Annotated in this window: 24 protein-coding genes and 4 pseudogenes; 24 read left to right on the top strand and 4 right to left on the bottom strand. The window is 39.7% G+C overall.

All coding sequences use genetic code 11. The annotated features are described in order from the left end of the window. Positions 1-14 precede the first annotated feature (14 nt). The 6 genes from QF028_RS23635 (at position 15) to QF028_RS23610 (ending at position 5,636) form a co-directional block, all read left to right on the top strand. On the top strand, positions 15-494 hold the full coding sequence (locus QF028_RS23635; RefSeq protein WP_168241969.1) for a flavin reductase family protein: 480 nt from the start codon (positions 15-17) through the stop codon (positions 492-494). A gap of 21 nt (positions 495-515) precedes the next feature. Next, positions 516-1,331 (top strand): FAD synthetase family protein, encoded by an 816-nt coding sequence (locus tag QF028_RS23630; protein ID WP_429469443.1) that lies wholly within the window; start codon positions 516-518, stop codon positions 1,329-1,331. Between the two features lie 18 nt (positions 1,332-1,349). Continuing rightward, entirely contained in the window at positions 1,350-2,339 is a 990-nt protein-coding gene (locus QF028_RS23625; RefSeq protein ID WP_429469442.1) for a hypothetical protein, read from the top strand. A 101-nt stretch (positions 2,340-2,440) separates the two neighbouring features. Next, the gene (locus QF028_RS23620) at positions 2,441-3,331 is read left to right on the top strand and encodes an alpha/beta fold hydrolase (protein ID WP_429469440.1); all 891 of its coding nucleotides are present in this window, start codon (positions 2,441-2,443) and stop codon (positions 3,329-3,331) included. Between the two features lie 99 nt (positions 3,332-3,430). Next, positions 3,431-4,222: a 2-keto-4-pentenoate hydratase gene (locus QF028_RS23615; protein WP_429469438.1), complete on the top strand. Its 792-nt coding sequence runs from the start codon at positions 3,431-3,433 to the stop codon at positions 4,220-4,222. A gap of 112 nt (positions 4,223-4,334) precedes the next feature. Further along, positions 4,335-5,636, top strand: coding sequence for an MFS transporter (locus QF028_RS23610; protein ID WP_429469436.1), 1,302 nt, complete (start codon positions 4,335-4,337; stop codon positions 5,634-5,636). A gap of 49 nt (positions 5,637-5,685) precedes the next feature. Here QF028_RS23610 and QF028_RS23605 read toward each other — a convergent pair whose 3' ends face one another. Beyond that, entirely contained in the window at positions 5,686-6,885 is a 1,200-nt protein-coding gene (locus QF028_RS23605) for a CynX/NimT family MFS transporter (protein ID WP_429469434.1), read from the bottom strand. 212 nt (positions 6,886-7,097) lie between these two features. Between QF028_RS23605 and QF028_RS23600 the strand changes: the two genes are divergently transcribed. Further along, positions 7,098-7,322: an IS200/IS605 family accessory protein TnpB-related protein gene (locus tag QF028_RS23600; RefSeq protein ID WP_429469432.1), complete on the top strand. Its 225-nt coding sequence runs from the start codon at positions 7,098-7,100 to the stop codon at positions 7,320-7,322. Positions 7,323-7,345: 23 nt separating this feature from the next. Here QF028_RS23600 and QF028_RS23595 read toward each other — a convergent pair whose 3' ends face one another. Both QF028_RS23595 and QF028_RS23590 read right to left on the bottom strand, forming a co-directional pair. Next, positions 7,346-7,672, bottom strand: coding sequence for a hypothetical protein (locus QF028_RS23595; protein WP_410889523.1), 327 nt, complete (start codon positions 7,670-7,672; stop codon positions 7,346-7,348). Positions 7,673-8,012: 340 nt separating this feature from the next. Further along, positions 8,013-8,777: a hypothetical protein gene (locus tag QF028_RS23590; RefSeq protein WP_429469430.1), complete on the bottom strand. Its 765-nt coding sequence runs from the start codon at positions 8,775-8,777 to the stop codon at positions 8,013-8,015. Between the two features lie 261 nt (positions 8,778-9,038). Between QF028_RS23590 and QF028_RS23585 the strand changes: the two genes are divergently transcribed. The 8 genes from QF028_RS23585 (at position 9,039) to QF028_RS23550 (ending at position 17,937) form a co-directional block, all read left to right on the top strand. Beyond that, a complete protein-coding gene (locus QF028_RS23585; RefSeq protein WP_215007091.1) occupies positions 9,039-9,464 on the top strand; it encodes a DMT family transporter in 426 nt (141 codons plus the stop codon). Between the two features lie 48 nt (positions 9,465-9,512). Continuing rightward, positions 9,513-10,208 carry a Crp/Fnr family transcriptional regulator gene (locus tag QF028_RS23580; RefSeq protein ID WP_429469428.1) on the top strand — a complete coding sequence of 232 codons (696 nt, stop codon included), beginning with the start codon at positions 9,513-9,515 and terminating at the stop codon, positions 10,206-10,208. Positions 10,209-10,242: 34 nt separating this feature from the next. Continuing rightward, on the top strand, positions 10,243-10,752 hold the full coding sequence (locus tag QF028_RS23575; protein ID WP_215007087.1) for a DMT family transporter: 510 nt from the start codon (positions 10,243-10,245) through the stop codon (positions 10,750-10,752). A 330-nt stretch (positions 10,753-11,082) separates the two neighbouring features. Further along, on the top strand, positions 11,083-12,363 hold the full coding sequence (locus QF028_RS23570; protein ID WP_429469426.1) for a cation:dicarboxylate symporter family transporter: 1,281 nt from the start codon (positions 11,083-11,085) through the stop codon (positions 12,361-12,363). A gap of 26 nt (positions 12,364-12,389) precedes the next feature. Then, the gene (gene aspA, locus QF028_RS23565) at positions 12,390-13,826 is read left to right on the top strand and encodes an aspartate ammonia-lyase (protein ID WP_429469423.1); all 1,437 of its coding nucleotides are present in this window, start codon (positions 12,390-12,392) and stop codon (positions 13,824-13,826) included. A 141-nt stretch (positions 13,827-13,967) separates the two neighbouring features. Next, positions 13,968-15,281, top strand: coding sequence for a sensor histidine kinase (locus QF028_RS23560; RefSeq protein WP_429469421.1), 1,314 nt, complete (start codon positions 13,968-13,970; stop codon positions 15,279-15,281). 5 nt (positions 15,282-15,286) lie between these two features. Then, positions 15,287-16,216, top strand: a complete 930-nt coding sequence (locus QF028_RS23555; protein ID WP_429469419.1) for a response regulator — start codon at positions 15,287-15,289, stop codon at positions 16,214-16,216. Positions 16,217-16,587: 371 nt separating this feature from the next. Beyond that, positions 16,588-17,937: an NAD-dependent malic enzyme gene (locus QF028_RS23550; RefSeq protein ID WP_429469417.1), complete on the top strand. Its 1,350-nt coding sequence runs from the start codon at positions 16,588-16,590 to the stop codon at positions 17,935-17,937. A 209-nt stretch (positions 17,938-18,146) separates the two neighbouring features. Here QF028_RS23550 and guaC read toward each other — a convergent pair whose 3' ends face one another. After that, complete coding sequence (gene guaC / locus QF028_RS23545; protein ID WP_429469414.1) at positions 18,147-19,130, bottom strand: GMP reductase; 984 nt, start codon at positions 19,128-19,130, stop codon at positions 18,147-18,149. Between the two features lie 284 nt (positions 19,131-19,414). Here guaC and QF028_RS23540 point away from each other — a divergent pair, with 284 nt between their 5' ends. The 9 genes and pseudogenes from QF028_RS23540 to QF028_RS23500 form a co-directional block, all read left to right on the top strand. Beyond that, positions 19,415-20,878, top strand: coding sequence for a sensor histidine kinase (locus tag QF028_RS23540; protein ID WP_429469411.1), 1,464 nt, complete (start codon positions 19,415-19,417; stop codon positions 20,876-20,878). Continuing rightward, positions 20,875-21,567 (top strand): response regulator transcription factor, encoded by a 693-nt coding sequence (locus QF028_RS23535; RefSeq protein WP_215007068.1) that lies wholly within the window; start codon positions 20,875-20,877, stop codon positions 21,565-21,567. The genes QF028_RS23540 and QF028_RS23535 overlap by 4 nt, the downstream gene beginning before the upstream one ends. A 15-nt stretch (positions 21,568-21,582) precedes the next feature. Further along, positions 21,583-22,104 (top strand): hypothetical protein, encoded by a 522-nt coding sequence (locus QF028_RS23530; protein ID WP_429469408.1) that lies wholly within the window; start codon positions 21,583-21,585, stop codon positions 22,102-22,104. Positions 22,105-22,198: 94 nt separating this feature from the next. Then, the gene (locus QF028_RS23525; RefSeq protein WP_429469406.1) at positions 22,199-22,834 is read left to right on the top strand and encodes a DUF2306 domain-containing protein; all 636 of its coding nucleotides are present in this window, start codon (positions 22,199-22,201) and stop codon (positions 22,832-22,834) included. A 120-nt stretch (positions 22,835-22,954) separates the two neighbouring features. After that, the gene (locus tag QF028_RS23520; protein ID WP_429469404.1) at positions 22,955-23,995 is read left to right on the top strand and encodes a DUF1835 domain-containing protein; all 1,041 of its coding nucleotides are present in this window, start codon (positions 22,955-22,957) and stop codon (positions 23,993-23,995) included. 218 nt (positions 23,996-24,213) lie between these two features. Next, a pseudogene (gene ssuC, locus QF028_RS23515) lies at positions 24,214-25,028 on the top strand (aliphatic sulfonate ABC transporter permease SsuC). 250 nt (positions 25,029-25,278) lie between these two features. Further along, positions 25,279-25,762 (top strand): annotated as a pseudogene (locus tag QF028_RS23510) (ATP-binding cassette domain-containing protein); the annotation flags it as partial. Beyond that, a pseudogene (locus tag QF028_RS23505) lies at positions 25,761-26,703 on the top strand (FAD-binding protein); the annotation flags it as partial. The pseudogenes QF028_RS23510 and QF028_RS23505, both read left to right, overlap by 2 nt. Before the next feature lie 2 nt (positions 26,704-26,705). Beyond that, positions 26,706-26,825: pseudogene (locus QF028_RS23500) on the top strand (MFS transporter); the annotation flags it as partial. Positions 26,826-26,995 lie beyond the last annotated feature (170 nt).

The following is a 26,995-nucleotide window of genomic DNA, read 5'->3' as shown; positions in this document are numbered from 1 at the left end:
GGAGGATTTTTAAAATGGATGATCGTCAGTTTCGCAGTGCAATGGGTAAGTTTGCCACAGGGGTAACCGTTATTGCCACAGAAGTAGAGGGAGACGTTCACGGAATGACAGCGAATGCGTTCATGTCTGTGTCGCTTGACCCAAAACTTATCGTTATTTCTATCGGGGAAAAGGCAAAAATCTTAAACAAAATAAAAGAAAGCAAGATTTTCACTGTGAATATCTTAGCCGCTGACCAGCAAGAGCTTTCAATGATTTTCGCTGGACAATTGAAGGAGCACAAGGAAGTGGTCTTTGACCGCCTTGATGGAAAGCCGGTATTATCTGGTGCTGTTGCACAAGTTGCATGTGAAGTATCAGCAGAACATGTTGAAGGGGACCACACCTTGTTTATTGGCAAAGTAACGGATATTCACCTTGAAGATGCAGAACCACTGATTTTTTATAATGGAAAGTACCGTTCATTAGTAGAAGTATTGCCTGTGACAATCTAAGGATGATGAGAGGAGACTGTTATGGAAACAATTCATGTAAACCGGAGTAATTTGGCAGAATGGCAGGAAAAGGCGAGGCCAAATGTGATGGCCCTTGGTTGTTTCGACGGTCTCCATCATGGACATTGTGCAGTCATCAACACCGCTTATCAAAAGGCAAGCGAAAAACAAATGCCTTTTGCTGTCATGAGTTTCTTCCCACATCCGAAAACCGTTATCTCCAATGGAAACATTCACGTCCATTATTTAATGCCGCTTGCGGAAAAAGAGACGAAGCTTCGGAACATGGGAGTCGATACGTTTTATATTGTTAAATTTGATAAAGAGTTTGCCGGATTATCGCCAGAACAGTTTGTTGCGCAATACTTGAATGGTCTTGGTGTAATTCATGCAGTCGCAGGATTTGATTTTTCATATGGCTCTCGTGGTGCTGGTAATTTGGAACGGTTAAAACAGGACTCAGGCGGTCGAATTGATGTCACCAAAGTAGCAAAGGTAGAGCTCCGGGGCGAGAAAATAAGTTCCACCTGTATTCGTGAGCGGCTGTTAAACGGGAAGGTTGCAGAACTGCACGATTTACTCGGTCGATTCTATGAAACTCCATGCGAATGGGATGAAATATCATTCACACTTTACCCCTATTATACTCTTCCAGGTCCAGGAAGCTATGAGGTTACCTTAAGAAATGAAAGAGGTTCTATTCAAACAAAAGTAGCCGTAATGAATGATGGTACAACGCTCAAATGTATCGATGTTATGCCTTTATTTTTAAAGGGGAAACTATCCATTATTTGGCATAAAGAAATAGCTGAGTCTAGAAAATTAAGGATATCTTAAAAAAAAGGAGAGGATCAAATGGCTAAAATTATTGCAGGCGTCGCAATGTCGCATAGTCCGATGATCATGACAAATGAGGCGGGAGGCGGAGATAAAGGACAGCACTTCCTCCAAACTGCGTCTGAAATGAGGAAGGTACTCGAAGATTCAGGAGCAGACGTGATTGTATTGATATCGGATGATCATTTCAATAGTTATTTCTACGACCAAATGCCTGCATTTACCATTGGGATTGGCGAATGTGAAGGCTGGGGAGACTGGCAGCTGCCGAAATACAATATCCCTGTGCAGGAAGACTTAGCGAAGCATATCCTTCACACCGGTTTAGACAGCAATATTGATTTTGCCTTTACGTTAAAAATGAAAGTCGATCACGGCCATACACAAGGAATTTACTTCTTAAATCCAGATTTGAAAATTCCAGTGGTTCCAATAGCTGTGAATACGTCGGCGCCGCCGCTGCCAACGATGGACCGCTGTTTCCAAGTCGGCGAAGTGATTCGTAAAGCGATTGAGTCATGGGATAAAGATTTTAAAGTTGCAATTGTCGCTTCGGGTGGTTTATCTCACTGGGTGCCGATTCCAAAGATTGAGAGTGAAAAACCAGAAGACCAATCCTTGATACAAGTCTTAAAAAACGGCCGTCAGGAAATAGACCAGCTTGATGAATATTTAAAGTTACGGGAAACAAATGTCACACGAATTAAATCAGGGCCCGTTAATGAACAAATGGACCGTGAATTTTTACGATTGATTACCGAGAAGGATTTTACTGCATTAAGAAACTGGAGTGCTGATTATATTGAGGAGCATTTAGGGAATGGCGGTCAGGAAATTCACAACTGGCTTGTCCTGCTTGGTGTACTGCAAAGCTTGGATGCAAGTGTCGCATGCTATGAGCCAATTCCGGAATGGGTAACAGGTATGGCGATCGTTCAGTTTAGTCAGCCGGTTGACCAAAATCATCCTGAAAAGGCATCTGAAAACAAAGTAAGCATTTTAGGTTAGCAGCGGGAACCACTCTCGAAATTGAAAGGTTCAACAACATCAGTGATGGAAAAGGTAGAACACCACTATGTAACTATTATTTTTAAAAAGGGGAGATTTAAATGACAATCTGGACAGACTTAGCTGATTTGGAATATAAACTCTATTATGTTAATGCAAACGATATTAAAACGAGAGTACTAGAAGCTGGAACAGGAGAGCCTTTGATTTTGCTTCATGGTACGGGTGGCCATATTGAGGCTTATGCCCGAAATATCCGAGGCTTAAGTGAACATTTCCGTGTGATTTGCATCGATATGGTAGGACATGGCTACACCGCTAAACCAGATCGCCCATACGGAATTGATTATTATAGCGAGCATTTATTGGGTGTTATCCAAGCATTAGGGTTATCAAAGGTATATCTTTCAGGTGAATCATTAGGAGGCTGGGTCGCTGCCTGGTTTGCGGCTGAACATCCAGAGTATGTGAAAGCAATGGTGTTAAATACGCCAGGGAACGTTAATAACAAACCTGAAGTTATGCAAAAGCTGAAGGACTCCACGTTAAAAGCGGTTCTTGAAGCCAACTATGAAAATGTAAAAACAAGACTTCAGTGGTTAATGTATGATAAGAGCCAAGTAAACGATGAACTAATTGAATCTCGTTACAAAATCTATACACAGCCATCTTATCAAGAGGCCGTTCATCATATCGTCTGCCTGCAGGATATTGAAGTTAGAAAGCTGTACAGCTGGGACCCATCTTGGTGCGGTAAAATCAATGTTCCGACATTGTTAGCATGGACAGACCATGATCCAACTTCAACCGTTGAAGAAGCCAAACCAATTCAGGATATGATTCCAAATAGTGAGTTGGTTGTCATCAAAGATGCCGGACACTGGCCGCAATGGGAGAAACCTGAAGAGTTTAACACTGTATTAATAGACTTCTTATTGAAAAATGGAAAAGAAGTTGCTAATCAAAACGACGCATCCTTGGTAACAAAATAATAAGACTAACTTTGAGAGCACTATTGATTGATTCATAGGTTAACATGGTATTGAATCTATGAAATAGTGCTTTATTTTTTTACAAAAGGAGTTTTTACTATGAGCAATCAAGTCATTCATCGTGTTCAACATGTATATGAGCTTTTGCAGCAGGCAGAAGCTGCTAAGAAATCCATTACACCACTTACTGATTTGTATCAAGAATTATCCATTAATGAGGCGTATCAGGTCCAACTTCTCGCAATTAATGAGAAGGTTGGAGATGGCCAGCGTATTGTTGGGAAAAAAATTGGGTTAACCTCTGTTGCCATGCAGCAGCTGTTAGGTGTGGATCAACCAGATTACGGTCACCTATTGGATTCTATGGAAATAAGTAATAACGGGATCATCAGCTTAGATGCCATGTTCCAGCCAAAGGTAGAAGGCGAGATTGCCTTTGTTCTCAGCAAGGATTTGAAAGGTCCATCTGTGACCATCGAGGATGTCCTTGATGCGACAGAGTATATAGCCCCAGCCTTAGAAATCGTCGACAGCCGGATAACCGACTGGAAGATTACCTTAGCAGACACGATTGCCGATAATGCATCAAGCGGATTGTTTGTCATTGGTGATGAGCGATTCTCGTTAACGGTTATCGACTTACCATCGATTGAAATGAAATTGTTTAAAAATGGTGTACTGATCAATACAGGATATGGTTCAGATGTACTAGGCCATCCTGCCAAATGTGTGGCCTGGCTGGCAAATAAGTTATCCGAATACAATGTTGTTTTGAAAGCGGGAGAAGTGATTTTATCAGGGGCATTATCAGCAGCAGTAGTGGCCGAAAAAGGGGATCGGTTCACTGCCGGATTTTCACATATTGGTAAGGTGGAAGTTACATTTAAGTAATGACCTAAAAGGACTTTTTCATTGATGGTGTGGAAAGGTCTTGAAGTCAAACTGGTATCATTCCATGAAAACGAACGAGGGGAAAAGGGAGAAATTTCAAGGAGGTTCTTATATGGAGCAAAAGAAAAGTGCAGTATCAAAAAAAACATGGGTGATCATCTTCCTGTTATTTTTATTAACGGTCATTAGTAATGCAGATAAGGCGATTATTGGGTTTGCCTCAGTATCAATCATTAAGGAATTAGGATTATCTCCAGAGCAATGGGGAGTTGTCGGGAGTATTTTCTTCTTACTATATTCGCTTTCAGCTGTTTTAGGCGGCAGTCTTGCGGATAAAATTGGAGCGAAAAAAGTCATTGCCGGTATGGTCGCAATTTGGTCCATCGTTCAATTCTCAACGATCTTTGTCAGCAGTTTTACTTATTTATTGGTAACTAGAATCATTTTAGGGGCTGGGGAAGGACCTTCCTACGCTTTAGCGATGACAGCCGCCTCAAAGTATCTTCCAAAGGAAAAATTGGGGATTGGTTTAACATTGGTTTCAGTTGGCGGACCGCTTGGTGTCGCCATTTCAGCACCGGTCTTAATGCATCTCATTTTGAGTTATGGATGGCGCTCGGCGTTTATCTCAACTGGAGTAGTAGGCTTTATTTGGATTATCGTGTGGTTATGGATCGCAAAGGATAAAGCGGTTACAGATACTGAGCTTGTTGCAACAAAAGGCAGTACGAAGTTATCCACTATTCAAAACGAAACAAAATTCACCTCTGCCTTGTTTTCGAAAAATTTCATCTTAGTTGCCTTATGTGGTTTTGCCACTTATTGGTCCTTTACGATTGGGCTGAACTGGCTTCCCAATTATTTAGAAAATGTCCGCCACCTCAGCGAAGGTACTTTAAAAATGGTCGTAGCATTGCCTTGGATTATGATTACCCTTTCGCAAATTACCTTTTCAACCATTTCTGACCGACTGTATCATAAGACGAAAAATATGGTAAAGGGACGGATTTTTGTCCTTGGACCAGTAATGTTAGCGGGAGCCGTCAGCTATTTTTTCGGGGCATTGGTCAGCTCTAATCTTCTTGCCATTGTATTATTATCACTTGGGTTAACATTTGGATGTATTACCTTGGTTATGGGACCAGCGATTCTAGTAGATTTGGTTGCACCTAAACATCAAGGTAAAATTCAAGGGTGGTTTATGGCGCTTACTTCATTGGGTGGGATTGTCGGACCCTATGTAACAGGTTATTTCATTGAACATTCAGTAAGTCCAGCCGCTGGATTCCAGTATGCGTTCCAGTTATGCGGGGTAATCCTTCTTGTTTTCGGTGGACTAGTTTGGCTGGCCGTCCGTCCTAAAGAGATTGAAAATTCAGATCTATCAAATGCAAATACATCAAATGTCATGTAAAAATAGTAATCAGCATAAAAAGCGAACAGTGCCTGGCACTGTTCGCTTTTTATACGTATCGATTGCGACCAGCTAACATCCCAAATACCAAAACCACTAAAGAAATAATGATGAGTGCACTAAGTGGAACTGTCCATAAATGGGTCTGATCAAATAAATATCCAATAAAAAAGGGGCCCGCTGCTGCAAGGATATATCCAGTTGATTGTGCCATTCCAGATAACTCTGCAGCCTGACTGGCATTCTTAGTGCGAAGTCCGATAAAGGTTAGTGACAATGGAAAGATTCCTCCCAAAGCCATCCCAATGAAAATAATGCTGGCAATTAAAATGGGATAGGATGAGCTCAACAGTAAACCTCCATAACCAATTATAGAGCATAGGCTTAACAGGAATGCGATCCATTTTTGTGATTGGAAACGTCCTGCAATGACAGGAATGAAGAAACTGAAAGGTAGTCCGACTATTTGGGTGATTGAAAGCAGCCACCCTGCTTTCTCCATACTCATTCCGTGACTATGCAGGATTTCTGGTAACCAAGAAATCGTTACATAAAATAAAAAAGACTGAAACCCCATAAAAATGGCGATTTGCCAAGCAAGTGGTGAACGCCAGATTTGATTAGATTTAGAACCAATCCTTTTTATATCTGTTTGACTTCCATGATTATATTTGAAAAGAAAGGCCCACACCAAGATAGCTAGCACGACCGGAATACCCCAAACAATTAAAGCTCCCTGCCAGCCCAGGTGCATTCCGTCTGCTAAAGGAACACTAACTCCTGACGCTAATGAGGCAAACAATCCCATTGAGGTAGAATAAACACTTGTCATAAGACCGAAGTGCTGTGGGAATTTGTCCTTTGCAATGGCTGGTAAAAGAACATTGCCAACGGCTATACCCACTCCAATAAAAAGAGTCCCAGTAAAAAGGAAAAACGTCATTGGGATGGATCTTAGACCTATACCGATTAATAGAGTGAACAAACCTATAAGCAAAGTCACCTCATTTGTTAATCGATTGGCGAGCTTTGGCACGATGGGTGACATGATGGAAAAAACAAGTAATGGCAAACTCATTAATAAACCTGTACTCCAATGTGCTAGTCCTACATCTTCCTGAATCATTCCAACCAGTGGCCCTAATGAAGTGATCGCGGGGCGCAAATTAAATGCTACAAGTATAATCCCTGTAACGAGCCAAAATATATAGGTCGATTTCGTTTGAGTATATGATTTTAGTAACTCCACTAATAGAACCTCCCACTCTTAAAACAAACTTTTTAAAGTATACCATAGTGAACAGAGAAGGAGTTAAATGTAACAGCGCTACTTCCATATTTTTCAGAAGAAGGACCCCAATTTTACAATCTGGCTAAAAAGGAAGAAAAGAAGGAAGGAAGGAAGGGAAGTTTCACACGACAAGATTAATTTCATTAGACCGAAAAACAAACAATCGAGTCATGGATTTTTTACATAAGGCTAATGCAATAGTGGTGGGGATTGCTCAAGAAAGAACCATTGATACAATCATCAATGGAAAAAATGAGGGTTGGAAGATGGAGGTTGATATGCAAGAGACCACTAAACAAGCCTTCATACAAATCCCATCTGCCACTTTCATAGAAATGATTCGATACAAAGCAGAACGACATGGAATTCAAGTCATTGTCCGAGAAGAAAGCTAGAGAAAAGTTTAGAGGCAAGCACCTTACAAGTTCTTACCTATTAAAACCTCATCCAGAGAAATGACTCTATGATTTAACTCTTCATTCGAATCTAAAACTCCTATTACAATTTGATTGTCTTCTGTTATTGTGGCATATCTGAAATGTTTATCCCCATTAATGGGTAAAGCAGTTACCTGTTTTGCCTCCATCTTGGCAAAGACATTTTCTGTGTACTCAAGTGGTAGAAAATCATCTAATCCTTCTGTTGGTTGACCAACCCATTTAAACAGGAAATCTTTGATTGCAAATTGTTCAATCATCGATAAATTTTTCTTGAATGTTAGCTTATCCACAGTTACTGTTTTCACTTTAATCACTCCTCAAATAGTAAGTAAAGTTTATACTTTCAAATGCCTAACATCAACTGTATTACAGTGACAGAATATTTACATTTTGATTTCGGGTTATTTCAAATAAGGAATGTATATTAATCATTTTTTTAATAATTGCCACTGGATTGCCTTGATGAAGTTCATATTTGCTATAGTTAGTTTCAAATTAAGCTAACAATATATTTTTCTTCCATTTTTAAAATATAAAAAGCCGAAAAAATACAAGTTTTTATTCACCACTTGTACATTTTCGGCTTATTTTCATTTAATAAATATACTGCCATAACCAGCATTTTTTAATTACCTATAATAAATATTATGCTGATTGCTTTTGGTTTCTTCTTGCGCGACTTTCCTTTTTATTTGATTTTGATTTTCCTCTTGATTTTGACACTCTAAATAATAGTACAAATCCCGCACTCAACATTAAAGCCCATACAAGTGCGAATTTATTACCACTTAAATAGATACCTATACTAGGTATCAACAGAAGTACGATGCTTTTCAGGTAATAATTTACTTTAGGACTAATGACGATCAAAACTGATATCATAACAAGCAACGAAGTTTTGATATTATTCCCCATAAAAGAGTGATTAGTGTAATTTACGTAAAAGTAATACCCAAACGATCCTAAAATTGCTAATAAGGAAAGATAAAATCTCATAAACGAACTTTTATAAAATAGAATCCAAACGGCAATAAAATTAATGCCTGCACATATTCCTAGTACAAATAATGTATGATAAAACGTAAAATTACCAATAGGATTTTTCATAAAATTCCAAATGAAATTGAAGTTGTAACAAACAGCTGCTACTACAAATATCTTAAAGACTAGTTTTAATGAGATCATCCTTCCTTTCTTTTTCTTATTTGAGGATCTGGATCTGGATGGCGAATCTACTCTCGCTTCGCCATCTTCATCTACCTTTTTCTTTTTCCATCCCATAATCCATTGTTTAAATCCTCTTTCTTCCGGTTCCTCTTCTGCTTTTTGTCTAGTAGCGTAATCTCTTTCTTTATATTCTTCATCATCAACTTTTTCTAATTGTTGGTTCGAATTTGAATGGAAATCCAATGTCTATTCACCTCAAAAATATTTTTTAATTATTATAAACTTATTTTAGATATAAGTCGTAATTTCTAAGCTCCTTTTTTAATTGAACGTTCCCTTAAGTGTACCACTATTAATTTAGTTTATCAGATCCACTTTTTTCTACGGCTTACAAAAGGGTACATTAATAAAAAAATGAAAATGAGTTGAGGACATATGTCCTATCCAAACTACTTGAATATATCCTTTAATATAGATAAGAAATCTAAATTAGGGGAGAAAAGTATGAAGGGGATTATCTTTGCATTTTTAGGCGGGGCCTTTATTACCCTGCAAGGGATTGCCAATACACGGATTAGTGAAGACATTGGCACGTGGCAAGCAGCAACTATTACCCAGTTTACTGGTTTTATAATGGCTCTCATTATTTTCATGATCGTTCGAGACGGTAAAGGGCAAGGCTTCAAACAAGTGAAGCCGTTATATTTGATTGGGGGCGCCTTTGCAGCGATTGTTATTTTCAGTAATGTCACCTCTATTCAGAGAATCGGTGTGACCCTAAGTATATCGGCGATCCTGATAGCACAGCTTACGCTGACATTTATCATAGACAGTAACGGATGGTTTGGTCTGGAAAAGCAGAAGATGAAGCTGCCACAGTTTATCGGTATTGGGATGATGATCATTGGTGTGGTGATACTAAGGACTTAATAAGTGTCTTTTGGAATGTAGAAGGTGAAAGGCGGAGGGTGAATAAGAGTGAAAGAACTGAATGATCAGGAGCAATTGGACGCGTATATCCAGACATATCAACTAGAATCGATCTTTCATGAACCATTAATTCCCCATTTGTCGCTGTACAGCTTTGAGCAAGGCGAGCTCATTTGTTCCCAGGGTGAAGCATCACAGTATTTGTATGTACTAGTAAAAGGGAAGGTTAAAATCTACACCAGCTCGCCAGAAGGTAATACACTCATTCTTTCTTTTAAGAAGCCGCTTGAAGTGATCGGCGATATTGAGTATGTACGGGGCATTGAAATTATTAACACAGTTGAGGCGGTATCGCCTGTTTGGATGATTGGCATTCACCATCGCTGGTTAAAGAAATATGGAAGTGACCATGCACCGCTCCTGCAATTTTTATTGGATATTATTACGAGGAAATTCCATCTGAAAAACAATTCAATGAGCTTTAATATCATGTATCCCGTTGAGGTGCGCTTGGCTAGTTATCTATTGTCTGTTTCCTTTGATGAATCCGATTCACTTAATAAAAACCAACTTAGCATCAGTATCAAGGATGCAGCTAATTTAATTGGCACGAGCTATCGTCATTTAAATCGGGTCATCACGCAATTATGTGCGGAAGGTCTGATTGAGCGTAATCGAGGTTCCATCCTTGTTAAAGACAGGAATGGATTAAGGGAACTCGCAGGGGATAACATCTACGAATAACTTTGAAAAATATCAACACAGGGGAGAGAAGAGTATGATTCTAGGATTATTATTTGCGATTATTGCCGGTGCGCTGGTAGCTTTGCAAAATATTTTTAACAGTAAGGTCAATGAACGGGCGGGATCTTGGGCAACGACTACTTTAGTATTAGGAATGGGTTTCCTTGCTTCATTGACGTTTGGGCTCCTCTTTGAAGGGGGAAAGTTATTTCACTTGCAAAATATGCAGACTTGGTACTGGTTCAGCGGTCTGATCGGAGTGGGAGTGGTTGTTTGTCTCGTTCAAGGGATCAAGCGGCTGGGACCAACCTATGCCATCGCTATCGCACTGACATCACAGCTCGTGGTTGCTCTATTAGGGGACACATTAGGATGGCTAGGTCTGAATAAAGTTCCATTTACGTTCAATCAATTGATCGGTGTGCTGGTTATCGTTGGTGGGATTATTGTCTTTAAATTTGGCGGAAGCGGTGAGGGTCATAAGGTACCAAAACTCACTTGGCCATTTGCGAAAGGGAATAAAATATCTGAACTTCAAAAGTAATTAAAGAGGGGTACAACAAAACAAACGTTTGAAACAAACCAAAGAAAGAATGAACTTGCAGATAGATCAATTCCATTTGCGAAATGCCCAAAATAAGCCGTTCCTGTACAAGACATAAATCTTGTACAGGAACGGCTTATTTTGTTTGAACATACCATCTCCAAAAAAAGCAAGAAAATATTAATTATTAAAAAAATATTTTTTTATTTTAGACTTTTTGTAGTTTTTTGTGTAATCAAGTAGGTTTGCTAATAGAGTAAAAACATAACCTGCAAAGTGTTCTGATTAAGATACAAAACATGCTTACAACAAATAAGGGGGAGTTTTTCTATGAAAAGATTTGGGTTGGCTACACAAATATTTATTGCACTTATACTCGGGATTATCGTTGGTGTCATTTTTTACGGTAACGAGACAGCGATATCCATTTTAGCTCCTATGGGGGACATTTTTATCCATCTGATTAAGATGATTGTAGTGCCAATTGTCATCGCGGCATTAATCGTATCAATAGCCGGTGTGGGCGACATCAAAAAATTAGGAAAGTTAGGCGGAAAAACTCTACTTTATTTTGAAAGCGTTACAACTTTGGCTATTGCGATTGGATTATTGGCGGCAAATCTATTTCAGCCTGGAGCAGGTGTAGATACGAGCAGTCTTAAGGCAAATGACATTTCAAAGTATGAAGAAACAATGAAAACGACTGGAACTCCGAGTGTAGCAGATACGATTGTACATCTTGTTCCGACAAACGTATTTGAATCTATCACTAAAGGTGATTTACTTCCAATTATTTTCTTTATTGTTTTCTTAGGATTGGGAATTGCAGCAATTGGAGAAAAAGGAAAGCCTGTTCTGACATTTTTTGAAGGTATATTAGAAGCGATGTTTTGGGTAACGAATCTTATTATGAAATTTGCCCCTGTTGGAGTATTTGCACTCATTGGGGTGAACGTTGCAAAATTTGGCGCTGCCTCGTTACTTCCTTTGGGAAAACTGGTGCTGGCTGTTTATGTAACAATGATATTTTTTGTGCTCGTGGTTCTTGGCGTCATTGCGAAAATCTCTGGTACCAGCATTTTTCTTCTCATGAAGGTATTAAAAGACGAGCTTATTCTGGCGTTTACAACCGCAAGCTCTGAAGCTGTTTTACCAAGACTTATGGATAAGATGGAGAAATTGGGCTGCCCAAAAGCAATCACTTCATTTGTAATCCCGACTGGCTATACCTTTAACTTGGATGGCTCATCCATCTATCAGGCTCTTGCTTCACTTTTCGTAGCACAAATGTATGGGATTCATTTATCCATCATGCAGCAAATTACGTTGCTGCTTGTGTTAATGCTTACATCAAAAGGAATGGCTGGTGTTCCTGGTGCGTCGTTTGTGGTCCTTTTAACCACACTTGGTACAATGGGAATTCCTTTAGAAGGCGTTGCTTTCATTGCAGGTATTGATCGTATTCTGGATATGATTAGGACTGCAGTTAACGTACTGGGAAATTCATTGGCGACAATCGTGATGTCAAAATGGGAAGGGCAATTTGACCAAGAAAAAGCAAATCAATATGTGGACTCCTTTAAAGAGTCTAAAGAGTCAAATGTAGCATAATTTTATTGAGCATAGGAGGGAGTACCATGTCAGCTACCAAGGAAAGTACTCAAGTACGAATAGAAAAGGACTTTTTAGGATCAAAAGAAATCCCGGCAGATGCTTATTACGGCATACAAACTCTAAGGGCAGTTGAAAATTTCCCGATTACAGGCTATCGTGTTCACGAACAGTTAATTAAAGCGTTGGCAATTGTCAAAAAAGGCGCTGCTTTAGCCAATATGGATTCAACACGGTTATATGAAGGAATCGGCAAGGTCATTGTTCAGGCTGCAGAGGAAATAATAGTTGGTAAGTGGCATGAACAATTTATCGTGGACCCCATTCAAGGTGGCGCAGGAACATCCATGAATATGAATATGAATGAAATCATTGCTAACCGTGCACTTGAATTACTTGGGAAAGAAAAAGGCGAGTACAAGCATGTGAGTCCGAATAGTCATGTGAATATGTCTCAATCTACAAATGATGCGTTTCCGACCGCGATCCATATTGCTACACTTCAGTTAATGGAAAAGCTATTGGATACGATGCATCAAATGCTGGCCGTTTTCAAACAGAAAGCGCAGCAATTTGATCATGTAATTAAAATGGGACGAACCCATCTTCAGGATGCCGTGCCAATCCGTCTTGGCCAGGAGTTTGAAGCCTACAGCCGTGTCCTAGAGCGCGATATAAAACGGATCCAGCAATCATGTCAGCACTTATATGAAATCAATATGGGGGCAACGGCAGTGGGTACAGGTTTAAATGCAGATCCCCGTTATATCGAAAATGTGGTTAAGCATATAGCCGCTATTTCCGAATTGCCGCTTTTTGGGGCTGAACATCTTGTCGATGCCACTCAAAATACGGATGCTTACACGGAGGTATCGGCCGCACTGAAAGTATGTATGATGAACATGTCCAAAATCGCCAATGATTTAAGGTTAATGGCATCAGGTCCCCGTGCAGGACTTGGGGAAATCACCTTACCAGCTCGTCAGCCTGGTTCATCTATTATGCCGGGGAAGGTGAACCCGGTCATGGCGGAGCTGATCAACCAGGTTGCCTTTCAAGTTATTGGCAATGATCATACCATTTGCCTGGCTTCCGAAGCAGGGCAGCTTGAATTAAATGTAATGGAACCTGTGCTTGTCTTTAACTTGCTTGAATCAATCAGCATCATGAACAATGCATTCCGTACGTTTACGGATTACTGCTTGGCAGGGATTGAAGCAAATACGGAACAGTTAAAAGAATATGTTCAAAAAAGTGTGGGAGTCATTACCGCTGTTAATCCCCATATTGGATATGAAGTAGCAGCGCGTATTGCAAGAGAGGCGATTTTAACAGGTAAACCAGTACGTGAATTATGCTTGCAATATGATGTATTGACAGAGGAAGAGCTTGATCTGATTTTAAACCCTTACGAAATGACAAACCCAGGCATTTCCGGAGCATCGCTTTTGGACAGAGGATAAACTGTATCTTTTAACAACGAAGTTGTCTTTTGTTTTTCAGCATTGTATACTTTTCTAAACCTCATAACGAATTCAATATAGGTGGTATTTGCCTGTGTTGGATTCGTTATTTATGTTTATATCTGTTTAAAATCTTAGGAAGTGAAACGTTTGAAAATTAATCAATTGTTTGAGAGGAATTTATATACTTTCATTTTTGTTATCGTTGCTGTTCCGTTAGCGGGAGAGCTAAAATTTTATCCTTTTCATGATACCTTCCGTGTTAGTTTGGGTACGCCCATTATATTCTTTTCACTATTATTTTTGCGGGGCATTTCACCTATTTTACTAGGTATTGGCACAGCGCTGTCTATTTTTTCCTTTCGGGTAGGATTGGACTGGCTTACACAGGATCATTTCGATTTGTTCGCTTCCGTACAAACACGCTATCCTTCCTCCCTTTATTATTTTGCGTTCGTGTTCCTGTTTTACTTATTAAAAATAAATCAGTTCCACAACCGTCCTTGGATTATAGGAGTATTAGGCATTACCATTGAAATCATAGCCAGTTTAACGGAACTGATGTTTCGGCATGTGGCTGTTGGAGACTATTTGACTTTGTCAAAACTAGCCCAGATCTTTATCATAGCCATTTTCCGAAGCTTTTTTGTGCTTTCCTTCTTTAGTATGATGAAGTTATATGAAGGAAAAATAAGAGAGAGGCAAATTCGTCAAAAGAATCAGTATTTATTAATGTTGTTATCCAATTTGTATGTGGAATCCGTTCAGCTAAAAAAAGTATTGCAAAACGCGGAAAATACTACAATTACATCGTACGATTTATATCGGGACTTAAATAATCATATGAAACAAACAGGAATTTCCTTGGAGGAATTTAGCAAAAGGGCTTTACGGATTGCTGGAGAAGTACATGATATAAAAAAAGACAATCAACGGATTTTTGCAGGACTATTCAAGTTGATTGAAGATGAAAAGTTTTCAGATTACATGGATATACATGAACTTGTCCTGATCATTATGAGAACAAATGAAAAATACGCAAGCTCATTAGGAAAGAAGATTGAATTTCGCTATAAAATTAATGGTGAACATCCGGAATATCATGCCTATCTCGTTTTATCGCTGATCAATAATTTAGTGGCAAATGCGGTAGAAGCTATTAAGGAGAAAGGAACAATAGCTATTTATTTAAAGCTGGTAAATCAGTTTGTATGGTTTCAAGTAGAGGATAATGGTCCCGGAGTTCCCGAAAAGTATAAAAGCTTGATTTTTAAACCAGGGTATACTTTAAAATTTGATCAGGCAGGCACGCCATCAACAGGAATTGGTCTTTCCTATGTACAAGAAATTACCGAAGAACTTGGGGGATGTGTTGATCTCCAAAATACTGTAGAAAATTCGGGAGCACTTTTTACCATAAAAATTCCGATATATAGCCTAGTTGAAAGAGGGTAAACTTTATGAATTTTTATATCGTTGATGATGATGAGGTGCATCGTTCCATGCTGGCACAAATAATCGAGGATGAGGATTTGGGAGATATTATCGGAGAAGCCGAAGATGGCTTCATGCTCGAAAAAAACTTAATGATCCTTAAGTATGTGGATATTCTATTTATCGATTTGTTAATGCCTGTTTGTGATGGACTTGAAACCATTCGCCGCTTAAAAGGGGAATTCTCAGGTAAAATTATTATGATTTCACAAGTGGAATCAAAAGAATTAATAGGTGAAGCCTATACCCTTGGTGTTGAGTATTATATTTCAAAACCAATTAATCGCATTGAAGTGTTAAGCGTTATTCGAAAAGTAATGGAGCGAATCCAGTTAGAAAAGTCGATTTCAGAGATTCAAAAATCATTAAATACCGTGTTTAATTTACAGCAGCCAAAACAGGAAACGGCAAATGTATTGAAGAAAACTAGTATTGTAACAGCTGGAGAGTTTCTCTTATCTGAATTAGGTATCTTAGGTGAAAGCGGCAGCAAAGATTTACTGGATATCCTCCAATATTTAGATCAATATGAACAATATCATACGTTCGAACAATTTCCTCCGCTTAAAGAGATTTTTGTGCAAATTACTTTAAAAAAGCTTGGGACGCCCGCGGCACAAATTGATATCCAGCGGGAAGTAAAAGCCTCTGAACAACGGGTACGAAGAGCGATTTACCAATCGTTAAATCATTTAGCTTCGCTCGGTTTATCAGATTTCTCCAACGCTAAGTTCGAAAATTATGCTTCTAAGTTTTTTGATTTTACGATTGTACGCAAGAAGATGACAGAATTACAAAAGAATCCTAAAGCTACTGCTTCCAGTACACGAATTAATACGAAAAAATTTATTCAAGTTCTTTATTTCGAATCGAAGAGGCTCATTCAAGAGGATTAATTAGCAGAACTCTAAAATGGCCTTTTTTTCTTTTTTATGTGCTTCTGGCTATAGATGAAGGCACCCCAAATTGGAACTTTAAATTATTAACAAATAAAGGTTACCTCTTCCTCCTGCTTACCTGTCATATGTAGAGTGATTCCCAGTTAAATTTATAATATATCAAATATTCGGTAATGAGTATAAATTACCTTTGTTAGTTTTTGTAGTATTTTGTCGTTCGATGTATATCAACTCTTATATTACGAATAGGGAATCATTTATTTAAATGGTCAAAAGAAATTGTATAAAATGTTAACGATCAAAGAGGAAAATGGGAGTCACTTCTTCCCTTGCCCATTCATAGACAAGTAGTTTTGGAGGAATTAGATATGATTAGCAAACAAATTATTCGAACGTTGATGGTAGAAACACCTTCCTTCCCCGGTAATCTCGGGAAAGTAGCAACGACAATTGGTCTTACAGGTGGGGATATAGGGGAAATAGAAACGGTAAAGGTAGGTCCAAATTACACAATACGTAATATTACTGTTCAGGTCGATCATGAGGAGCAGATAGAAGAATTGGCAGACGCTCTCTCCCGGTTAGACGGGGGAATTCGTCTTCATGCTGTTTCAGATGAAGTCCTTCATGCACATGAAGGAGGGAAAATTCATATGAAAAGTAAAGTGAATCTTCAAACATTAGCTGATTTAAGAAGAGTTTATACACCAGGTGTGGCCGATGTTTGCCGAATTATCGAGGCAGAACCGGATAAAGCAAAAATTTATACGAGTATTGGTAATTCGGTAGCGATCGTTACTGACGGAACCGCGATTCTTGGCCTGGGAGACATCGGCCCTGTTGCCGGAATGCCAGTTATGGAGGGGAAGGCTGTTCTCTTCGACCAATTAGCCGGTATTAATGGGATTCCGATTCTTCTTAATACGAAAGACCCGGATGAGATTGTACGGACAGTGAAAAATATTTCTCCGGGTTATAGTGGTATTTTACTCGAAGATATAGGTTCTCCACACTGTTTCGAGGTCGAAGAACGACTTAAGAAGGAGCTGGATATTCCGGTAATGCATGATGATCAGCATGGAACGGCTGTCGTTACCCTGGCTGCCACGATATCAGCGTGTAAAAGTGCCGGTATTGACTTGAAAAATGCACAAGTTGGCCAGATTGGCCTTGGAGCAGCAGGGTTGGCGATTTCTCGAATGCTTATGGCATACGGAGTAAAGGCTGTATTTGGATCAGATTTATCTCCGGATGCGAAGGCGAGGTTAGAGAACTATGGCGGTCATCCAGTTGATAGCATTGAACTATTATTGAGGAACTGTGATATCGTTATCGCCACTACAGGTGTTCCTGGACTGATTCAACAGCAATGGGTACGCCCAGGGCAGGTGATTTTAGCATTATCAAACCCTAAACCGGAAATCGAACCGGAATTAGCCCTGCAGGCGGGAGCTGCATATGCGGCAGATGGCCGCTCTGTTAACAATGTTCTTGGATTTCCTGGTATTTTTCGAGGAGCTTTAAACGCGCAAACTAGTGAAATCACCCATCCTATGCTAGTCGCTGCCGCTGAAGCGATCGCAGCATGTACTAAACTTGGAGATTTGGTTCCGCATCCTTTAGATTTACATGTTCATGAAATGGTGACCGAAGCGGTTGAAAGAGCGGCTGTTCAATCTAATAGGAAAGCAGACGGAGCGGAATACCTGCCAAATTAGGATAAGAGGAAGTCGATCAAAACTAGTTCAATATCATCAAAATTCACTTGCTAAGCGGAAACTATTCAGCCATTGCCCAAAGGGTTCATTGGGAAGGTGAGCTATTTTTCGTAATTCAATGAAATTGTTTAACAACAGATGAAGGACGCTTATGGCGTCCCTTTTCCATTTAAAACCACTAATTGTTTATACAAAACTCTTCAAACCCTTTAATAGACCTTATCCCCATTAAAGATTGAATTCTTAACAACCACATAATCTACATTACGGATGGCTGCTAACTTATTTCCTCCTGCGTAAGAAATAGAGGATTGAAGGTCTTGCTCCATTTCTATCAACGTTTCTTTTAAAGAGCCTTTGTACTCAACAAACATTTTTTTGCCTTCTACATTTTTCTTTTCCCCTTTTTGAAATTCCGATGCTGATCCAAAGTATTCTTTATAACACTTACCATCTTTCTCGATCGTTTCTCCTGGCGACTCTTCGTGTCCTGCAAACAATGAACCAATCATCACCATGGTTGCCCCAAATCTAATGGATTTGGCGATATCACCATGTGTGCGAATCCCTCCGTCAGCAATAATCGGCTTACTTGCTGCCTTTGCACACCAACGCAGCGCAGCTAACTGCCAGCCGCCTGTCCCAAATCCAGTCTTAATCTTGGTGATACATACCTTCCCAGGTCCAATCCCAACTTTAGTCGCATCCGCACCAGCGTGCTCTAATTCTCTGACTGCTTCTGGAGTTCCGACATTTCCAGCTATGACAAAACTGTTAGGTATGTACTTCTTAATATGCTGAATCATTTTAATTACCGCATTGGAATGACCATGTGCGATATCAATGGTTATGAATTCGGGTGAAATCTGTTCCTCGGCTAATTGTTTGATAAATTGGTACTCCTCCTCTTTAACTCCAACACTGATAGATGACAATAAACCTCGTGATTTCATATCTTTGATAAATGATAATCGCTTACCTGGCTCAAAACGATGCATGATATAAAAGTAACCATTTTCAGCTAAGTAAATGGCTATCTTTTCGTCAATAATCGTCTGCATATTTGCAGGAACCACCGGCAGCTTAAATGTATGCCCGCCAAAGGATACAGTTGTATCACACTCAGAGCGACTATTTACAACACTTTTTGCCGGGATCAATTGGATATCTTCGTAATCAAATACATTTTCCATAATTGTCCTCCTTGAAAACAAACAGTAATTAGCTTAAATGTTCACTCAATGCAAAGATAGGGTTATCGGTTTCAATTGGTCCTATACATTGAGCTAATTCAATGATAGTCCTTTTTGGAATCAAACTACACTGTTTAAATAATTTTTATACTTTTTTTAGGATTGGTTTAGAAGGGATTTATAATTCCCGGTTATGATAAATAACAGAAAGCGTTGGCTGGCCTAGTTTGGAGATATATCAGGGTTCATTCTGTTCGAAAAAAATGCGTTAAGGAGATTTGCTCATGTCGATCAAGACGAGACTACTACTATCCTATATGGCCATGACCTTCATTCCCATCGTGTTGTTCGCCTTAATTTCCACAACACTTGTTTCAGCTTTTTATAAGGATATGGCTGGAACCAGGGATGGTAGGGGAATGCCAGCCTTTTGGGAAACGGCCAATCAACGCAGAGACCTGATTGCCGGCGTGAAGTTTATGACAAAAAATGACCCAGACCGATTCAACGACAACGAGTTCTTGAAAAGCACGGACGAACAATTGAATCGTGTTCATTCAGGACTCGTGGTAATGAAAGATAATCGAACTGGCTTCACTTCCCCTTTCGTGAACAGCCTTGATCTAAATACTACTGAGATTAAGGAGATGCAAAGGGGACAGACTCATGGCCGATGGGGAAAAAGTCGTTTTTCAGTGGAAAAGTACGATATCACTCTTAGCGATGACACTACAGGTACAGTATATATATTTTCTGATTTATATCCTTTTTTCAAGGAAGCAAGAAAGTTTTTCCCGCTGCTGGTATTGTCGCTGCTACTTGTTATTGGCCTTACGAATGGTATTCTTACCTATTTAGTTTCCCGAAGTTTTATCAAACCTTTGTACACGCTAAAACATGCTGCAGAACAAATTAAAAAAGGGATCCTTGCTCATGAGGTGAAGTTGGACCGCAGAGATGAATTCGGAGAATTGGGGGCTTCCTTTGATGAAATGCGCGCCCGCTTGAACGAATCGATCCATCTTCAGCTACAGTATGAAGAGAACCGGAAAGAACTAATTTCAAACATTTCACATGATCTGAAAACGCCGATTACTGGAATTAAAGCGTGCGTTCAAGGCATTCAAGATGGAATCGCAGATACGGTTTCGAAAAGGGATAAATATATAAATATGATCGCGAAAAAAGCGGACGATATGGATCAATTGATAGAGGAATTGATGTTGTATTCTAAGCTTGATTTAAAACGACTGCCATTTGATTTGAAACCTCTGGACATTCGTGGGTATTTGCAGAATTATATAGAAGAATTACGTCTCGACCTGCGAATGGAGAATATTAAGATTACGTTCTCTTCCGTCAGCGACAGACCGGTTCTCGTTATGGGAGACCATGAAAAGATGAGCAGGGTAATGATGAATATAATCGACAACAGCTTAAAATATATGAACAACGAACAAAAGGAAATCAAGGTGGAATTGTTCGACGACGAGGCAAAAGCAACAGTACACATCCTGGATAACGGACCGGGAATTGACAGCGAGGAACTCCTCCATATTTTCAAACGTTTTTACCGGGCAGAACCTTCGAGAAATACAGAATCGGGAGGTACAGGCCTTGGTCTCGCTATTGTCAAACAGATGGTCGAAGGACAAGGTGGAACCGTTTGGGCTGAAAGTCAATTAGGGGAAGGGACCAGCATTTATTTTACACTACCAAAGATCAATCATAAGGGTGAGGACGAGTGAAACGAATTTTAATCATCGAGGACGATCAGGTTATTGTGGAAGTGGAAAAAGATTATTTAGAAGCAAGCGGCTATGAGGTAGATATCGCCATTAGCGGAGAGGTGGGTCTGAAAAAGGCCTTGGAAGAGGAATATGATTTGATCATTCTCGACCTCATGCTTCCAAATACAGATGGATTTGAAATCTGCAGGCACGTCCGACAAGCAAAAAACATCCCAATTTTAATGGTTTCCGCCAAGAGGGAAGAAATTGATAAAATACGCGGGCTTGGCCTCGGGGCAGATGATTATGTGACCAAGCCCTTCAGTGTCGGCGAGCTGGTGGCACGGGTCAAGGCACATCTGGCACGTTATGACCGGTTAATGACAGATAACTTCGCGAGACAAAAAGACGAAATAAGGATTCGAGGAATTCGTATTGATAAGTTATCTCGAAAAGTGTTCGTGAATGAAACCGAAATTCCGTTTACCTCAAAAGAGTTTGATTTATTACTATTTTTGGCCATCCATCCTAATCAGGTGTTCAGTAAAGACGAGCTGTTTGAAAAGATCTGGGGATTGGATTCCATCGGGGACAATGCCACGGTAACTGTTTTTATTGGAAAATTACGTGAAAAAATTGAAACGAACCCGTCAAAGCCACAATATATTGAGACGATTTGGGGTGTCGGGTATCGGTTTAATGTATAACAAGGGGGGAATCATATGAGGAAATTGAATCTTACCCAGAGAAGATGGCTGATTATCTTACATTTATTATTTGCTGCAATCATGTTCGGGGTGGCCATTGTTTTTTTAATTCTAAGTATAACTGCGGCTAACACAAACGATGCTGGTGTGCTCAAGGCATGTTATATAAGTATGCATATGCTAGCCCAGACATCGGTTCGTGCATCCACGATTGGCACGGTGGTAACGGGGATTTTGCTATCTGTGCTTACGCAATGGGGCTTGTTCAAATTTTACTGGATTATCGTCAAAGAAGGTTTGACGGTCCTCTCAATCTTATTAGGTCCTTTCGCAATGTATACCTTAACGCTAAAAGCAGTAACGTTGACAACTAGTGGAGGGCTAAACGCTCTTACGGATCCATCGTTCACAGTAAACAAGTGGCAGCTATGGATCGGAATTATCCTTCAGATTATTTCGCTTGGTGCGATGTTTGTAATTTCGGTATTTAAACCATGGGGACAGCGAAAACAGAAAAAAGCATCGAACCTTGCTTGAAGATGAAGGGGAGAAGAGACATGATTAAGAAATTAGGAAAGAAAAAAGGAAACAGCAGAAGAGATTCGGTTGAAGAGTCTGGAGTGTGTAAGTAGTGAAACCTAAAAAAAGTTGGTGGATTTTATTTATTATCTCATTAGGAGTCATCATTCCTTTTGTGGTTCCTTATTTAACATTAAATCCCGCCAATAGCCGAGTATCTATCACATCGTCTGGCATGCAATTTCCCTTATTAATTGCACATATTGTAACGGCATGTTTGGCACTACTATCCGGTTTTTTCCAATTCGTTGGACATTTTCGAATCAAAACACCAAAAGTCCATCGCTTTCTTGGCAGAGTGTATGTAGGCAGTGTCTTAATAAGCGGTGGGCTTGGTCTAGTATATGTTTCGTATATTGAAAATTTTTCGAAAGCCACTTCTTTTCTTGTATTGTCACTTATCTGGCTTTTTACCTGTTGGAAAGGATATCGTACGGCAGTAAGAAAACAAATTGCAGATCATCGCAAATGGATGATTCGAAGCTTTGGTGTCACGTTAGTGGCAGTAAGCGGCCGAATAGTGGTGCCAGTTTTGCTATTAACATATTACACCTTAAATAACTTCTCCCTTCCCGGAGGAAAAGAGAAAATGATTGAAGAAGTTCTGAATGTAAATATATGGGTCGGATTGATCATCAATTTCGTTGTCGTTGAGTGGTCAATCCTTCGTAAAGGCATAGAGGAGTAAAGGTGTCAGGCACCATGTGAAAAATTCACATGGTGCCTGACACCTAAAAAGAGTTTTTAGAAGTTTGATTGAAATATATAGAAGGGGGAGGATATCCTCAAATAAAAAGGAGTGGAGTTCATGGAATCGAGAGAGAATTTTCCATATATTTATTTTTTCACGGAACCAAATATCGTTTTTGTTTATAAAATTGAAGGGGAAGATTATTTAACCGCCTCCCAATTGTCACAGCAAGGGGAATGGGAAACGTTTGAGCTTCGTCATACGGATGAATTTGAGAACTTTAATCACGAAGCGAATATTCCTCTTATTGGCAGAGGTTATTTTCTCCGCCAGGACGATATCAACTTTATGGCTGGAAAAATTAATCGACTTATTCAAAGTCAGCGAAAAAGAAAATCCTTTTCATATGAGGAAAAGGGAGCGGTCCATCTTGTTTCTTCCGAATCAACCGCTGGTGCATTAAGATATGGGTTAGATCGGCCAAAGACAGTGATTGCTTTCCACGATTTTTTTTCCATTGGACCAGTATGGAAGATGGATCAAAAGATAGGCCAAGACTCTCGTCATGAATGGTTGAACGAGAATGTTAATGTTGAGCAGGATGAGTATGAATTCGAAAATAATTTTTCTAAGACGCTGTTAGAAATAGAGGATATTCCCGAGTTTGTGCCTATTTATAATTGGACGGCTAATAATGGCAACGAACAAACAGGGCTCCGATTTATTCTTCATTTATTAAAAGAGAAAGATAATGATATTTTTTTGATTAATACGACTGAACATTATCATCAAAGGATCGACCCCATGATTGAGAAGCTCTACTCCAGTATGCTTCATCCCGATCAGTTAAAATTTCTACTAGAACAAGTACAATCAGCAAATCCGTTGTCGTATCAGGACCGAATCCAGCTTCAAAGAGAATGGGAAGATCTGGCGCAATCGAAAGATGTCCTTCGTCTATGGAAGAATGGCCGAGTTACCAGTGTGACTGAAGATTACTTTGACGACCTCATCCTAAAGACAATTGACCATTTGCATAAGGAGCATCAAAATAAAGACTTTATTAGGACTGGAAAAGTGATTGCTGAAACGATGCATCAAATGGATGAACTGGTGGGTGACTTTTATATAGAATACCGAATTCGGCTATCTTATTAAGTAATCAGATGGGTATTGTCAGAATTAACAAACAACGAATCAAAATGGAACATTTGCACCTGTTAATAAAAGTATAATATTACCAGACAACTGGAGACACAAATTAAAGTGTCTCCTTTTTGTTTTTAAAGATTAATTCACTAGTCGACTATTCGGATAGAGACTTCTCGCACCATGAGAAGTCTCTTATTTTATCCAGATTAAAGGAGCTGATTCAAATGAGACGATTAAGAGATTCAATTGGTCAACAATGGTCAACATGGGTGGTTCCGATTCTTATCCTAGTTCTCTGGCAAGTGTTAGGACAAATCGGTTTAATTGGTCAGGATATTTTGCCCACACCACTCGAGGTATTACAGGCATTCATTCAATTAAGTAAGGAGGGGGTTTATGGGAAAACATGGGGGTCAGTGCTAAAAGGGCATTTATTGGCTTTCTAATTGGCGGCAGCATTGGTTTTATCTTTGGCATTGCGAATGGGTTATCAAGAACTTCAGAAAAACTATTAGATAGTTCGATTCAAATGGTGAGAACCATTCCTCATCTAGCCCTCATTCCTATTGTTATTTTGTGGTTTGGGATTGGCGAGTCATCCAAATTGTTCCTTGTCGCACTTGGTGTCGCATTTCCAATCTTCCTTAACACCTTTCACGGAATCAGGTCGGTTGATAAGGGACTAATTATAATGGGAAAAGTTTACGGCCTCCAATCCCTCCATTTAATTATGATGGTGATTCTTCCAGGTGCGTTGCCATCAATCTTGGTAGGTCTCCGCTATGCACTAGGGATTATGTGGTTGTCACTCATTGTGGCTGAAACGATATCAGCTGACTCAGGGATTGGCTATATGGCTATGAATGCAAGAGAGTTTATGCATATGGATATCGTTGTTGTCAGCATTTTACTCTATGCATTACTTGGAAAGCTTTCTGATTCGGCTGCTAAGTTTTTGGAGAAGCAGTGGCTGCAATGGCACCCCAATTATAACCACGTGAAAAATCGGAAACGTTATATTTTTATCGCTTACTTCTAAAAGATTGTTGCTTTTAAAATTCGCTCATTGAAACCCAAAATTCGCTCATTGAAGTCAATAATTCGCTCATTAAAACCCAAGATTCGCTCATAAAACTCAAAAAATCGCTCATTGAAGGGAAAAGTCGATAAACAAATCATAAATATTAAAAAAACAGAGTGTAATTTTACACAAAATATGATTCTCCTTGAGTTAGAACAACATTTTTTTCGAGAACAAAGATTTTTATAGAAAGCGAGAGTGAAAAAGTATGGCAAGGAACCAAAAGGGATTGAAGCTGGAACTTACGAAAGTGGAAAAATCATTTGGTAAAAACAAGGTGTTGAAGGGGGTGAATCTTTCTATCAAACCAGGCGAGTTTGGCCATCGTAGGAAGAAGCGGCTGCGGGAAAAGCACATTGCTAAGACTGATCGCTGGACTAGAATCTGTCAGTAATGGGGTTGTTCAAGCAGATGAAGAAATAGTGAAACGAAATCATATTGATTCAAGAATCATGTTTCAGGATGCACGCTTACTGCCTTGGAAGAAGGTTTTGACTATTGTTCAGATTGGGACGAAAACCCGGTCCAAGGATGAAGCTAAAGCAGCTCTGTCTTTAATAGGACTTGAAAATCGTGCCGACGAATGGCCAATTGTTCTCTCTGGAGGACAACGGCAGCGAATCGCGTTAGCCCGTGCATTAGCAGGCGAACCACGCTTACTGCTGCTTGATGAACCACTCGGAGCCCTAGACGGCGCCATCGGGGACTGGAGTTTGGTATGTGAATCCAATCCCGGAGGAGCAAGAACGAGCGATGAAAAGCAGAGAAGCGCTCGGCGGGTATTTGCAGGATCGTAAATGGATGAAAAACGTATTGAATCGAACGCATAGCAATGTCAATGAGCTAGATACGTGGGGATATCCTTTTCCACTAGATGATGGCGGCAATAAACATCTTAAAAGTTTGCAGGGACCAGAATATATGCGGTTAATGCGGAAGCGGGTAAAAATGGCAGGGGTTAAAATTTGGGATCATAGCCCGGCACTGGAACTTCTAGCAGATGAACACGGTGTTGGCGAAGCAGCAGGGATTTTTACTGAAACGGGGGAACGCTGGAAAGTAAAGGCCGGAGCCGTTGTCATTGCTTCTGGGGGTTGTGCCTTTCTCAGCAGAGCATTGGGTACCAATGTTTTAACGGGTGACGGCTATTTACTCGCGGCAGAAGCTGGTGCCAACCTGTCTGGCATGGAATTTTCAAATACCTATGCCATTGCTCCAGCATTTTCCTCGGTAACGAAAACAGCATTTTATACATGGGCTTCCTTTTATTATCAAGATGGTTCGATTATCGAAGGTGCAGGTTCACAACGAGGTCGGTCGGTGATCGCAAAAACGCTGCAAACACAGCCAGTGTATGCAAGGCTGGATAAAGCGGATGAAGAAATGCAGATATGGATGCGTCAAGCACAATCGAATTTCTTCCTTCCCTTTGACCGGTTGAGTATTAATCCGTTTACGGACCGGTTTCCAGTGACCTTGAGATTAGAAGGAACAGTTCGAGGAACGGGTGGCATTCATCTTATCAATGAAAATTGTGAAACAAAAGTTCCCGGGGTTATATGCAGCTGGGGATGCTGCTACACGAGAATTTATTTGCGGAGGTAGTCATAATACAGCCTGGGCGATATCATCAGAGCAGGGTTGATAGTGAGTCTCTTTGCTCTTCCTGTTGCTAAATCTGGTCCGATTTTGCCGTTATTGTTCTCTGGTATAAATCGTAAGAAGGTGTTGTTACTTGCACTTGGTGTTTTCGTTTGCTTCGATGCAATGCCTAAAACTCACAAGTAAATTAATACATTCACTTTGTTTTTACTGTAAGTATATTTGCAGGAAGCATTATTGATAGTGATGTTGCTAATTCAAATGCTAGTTTCTACTAATAATATACATTGTAGGTCAGTTTTAAGGTAAAAAGGAAGGGGATT

The organism is Neobacillus sp. B4I6 (assembly GCF_050434045.1).
Classification (GTDB): Bacteria; Bacillota; Bacilli; order Bacillales; family Cytobacillaceae; genus Neobacillus.
This window is presented reverse-complemented; position numbering and strand designations above follow the sequence as displayed.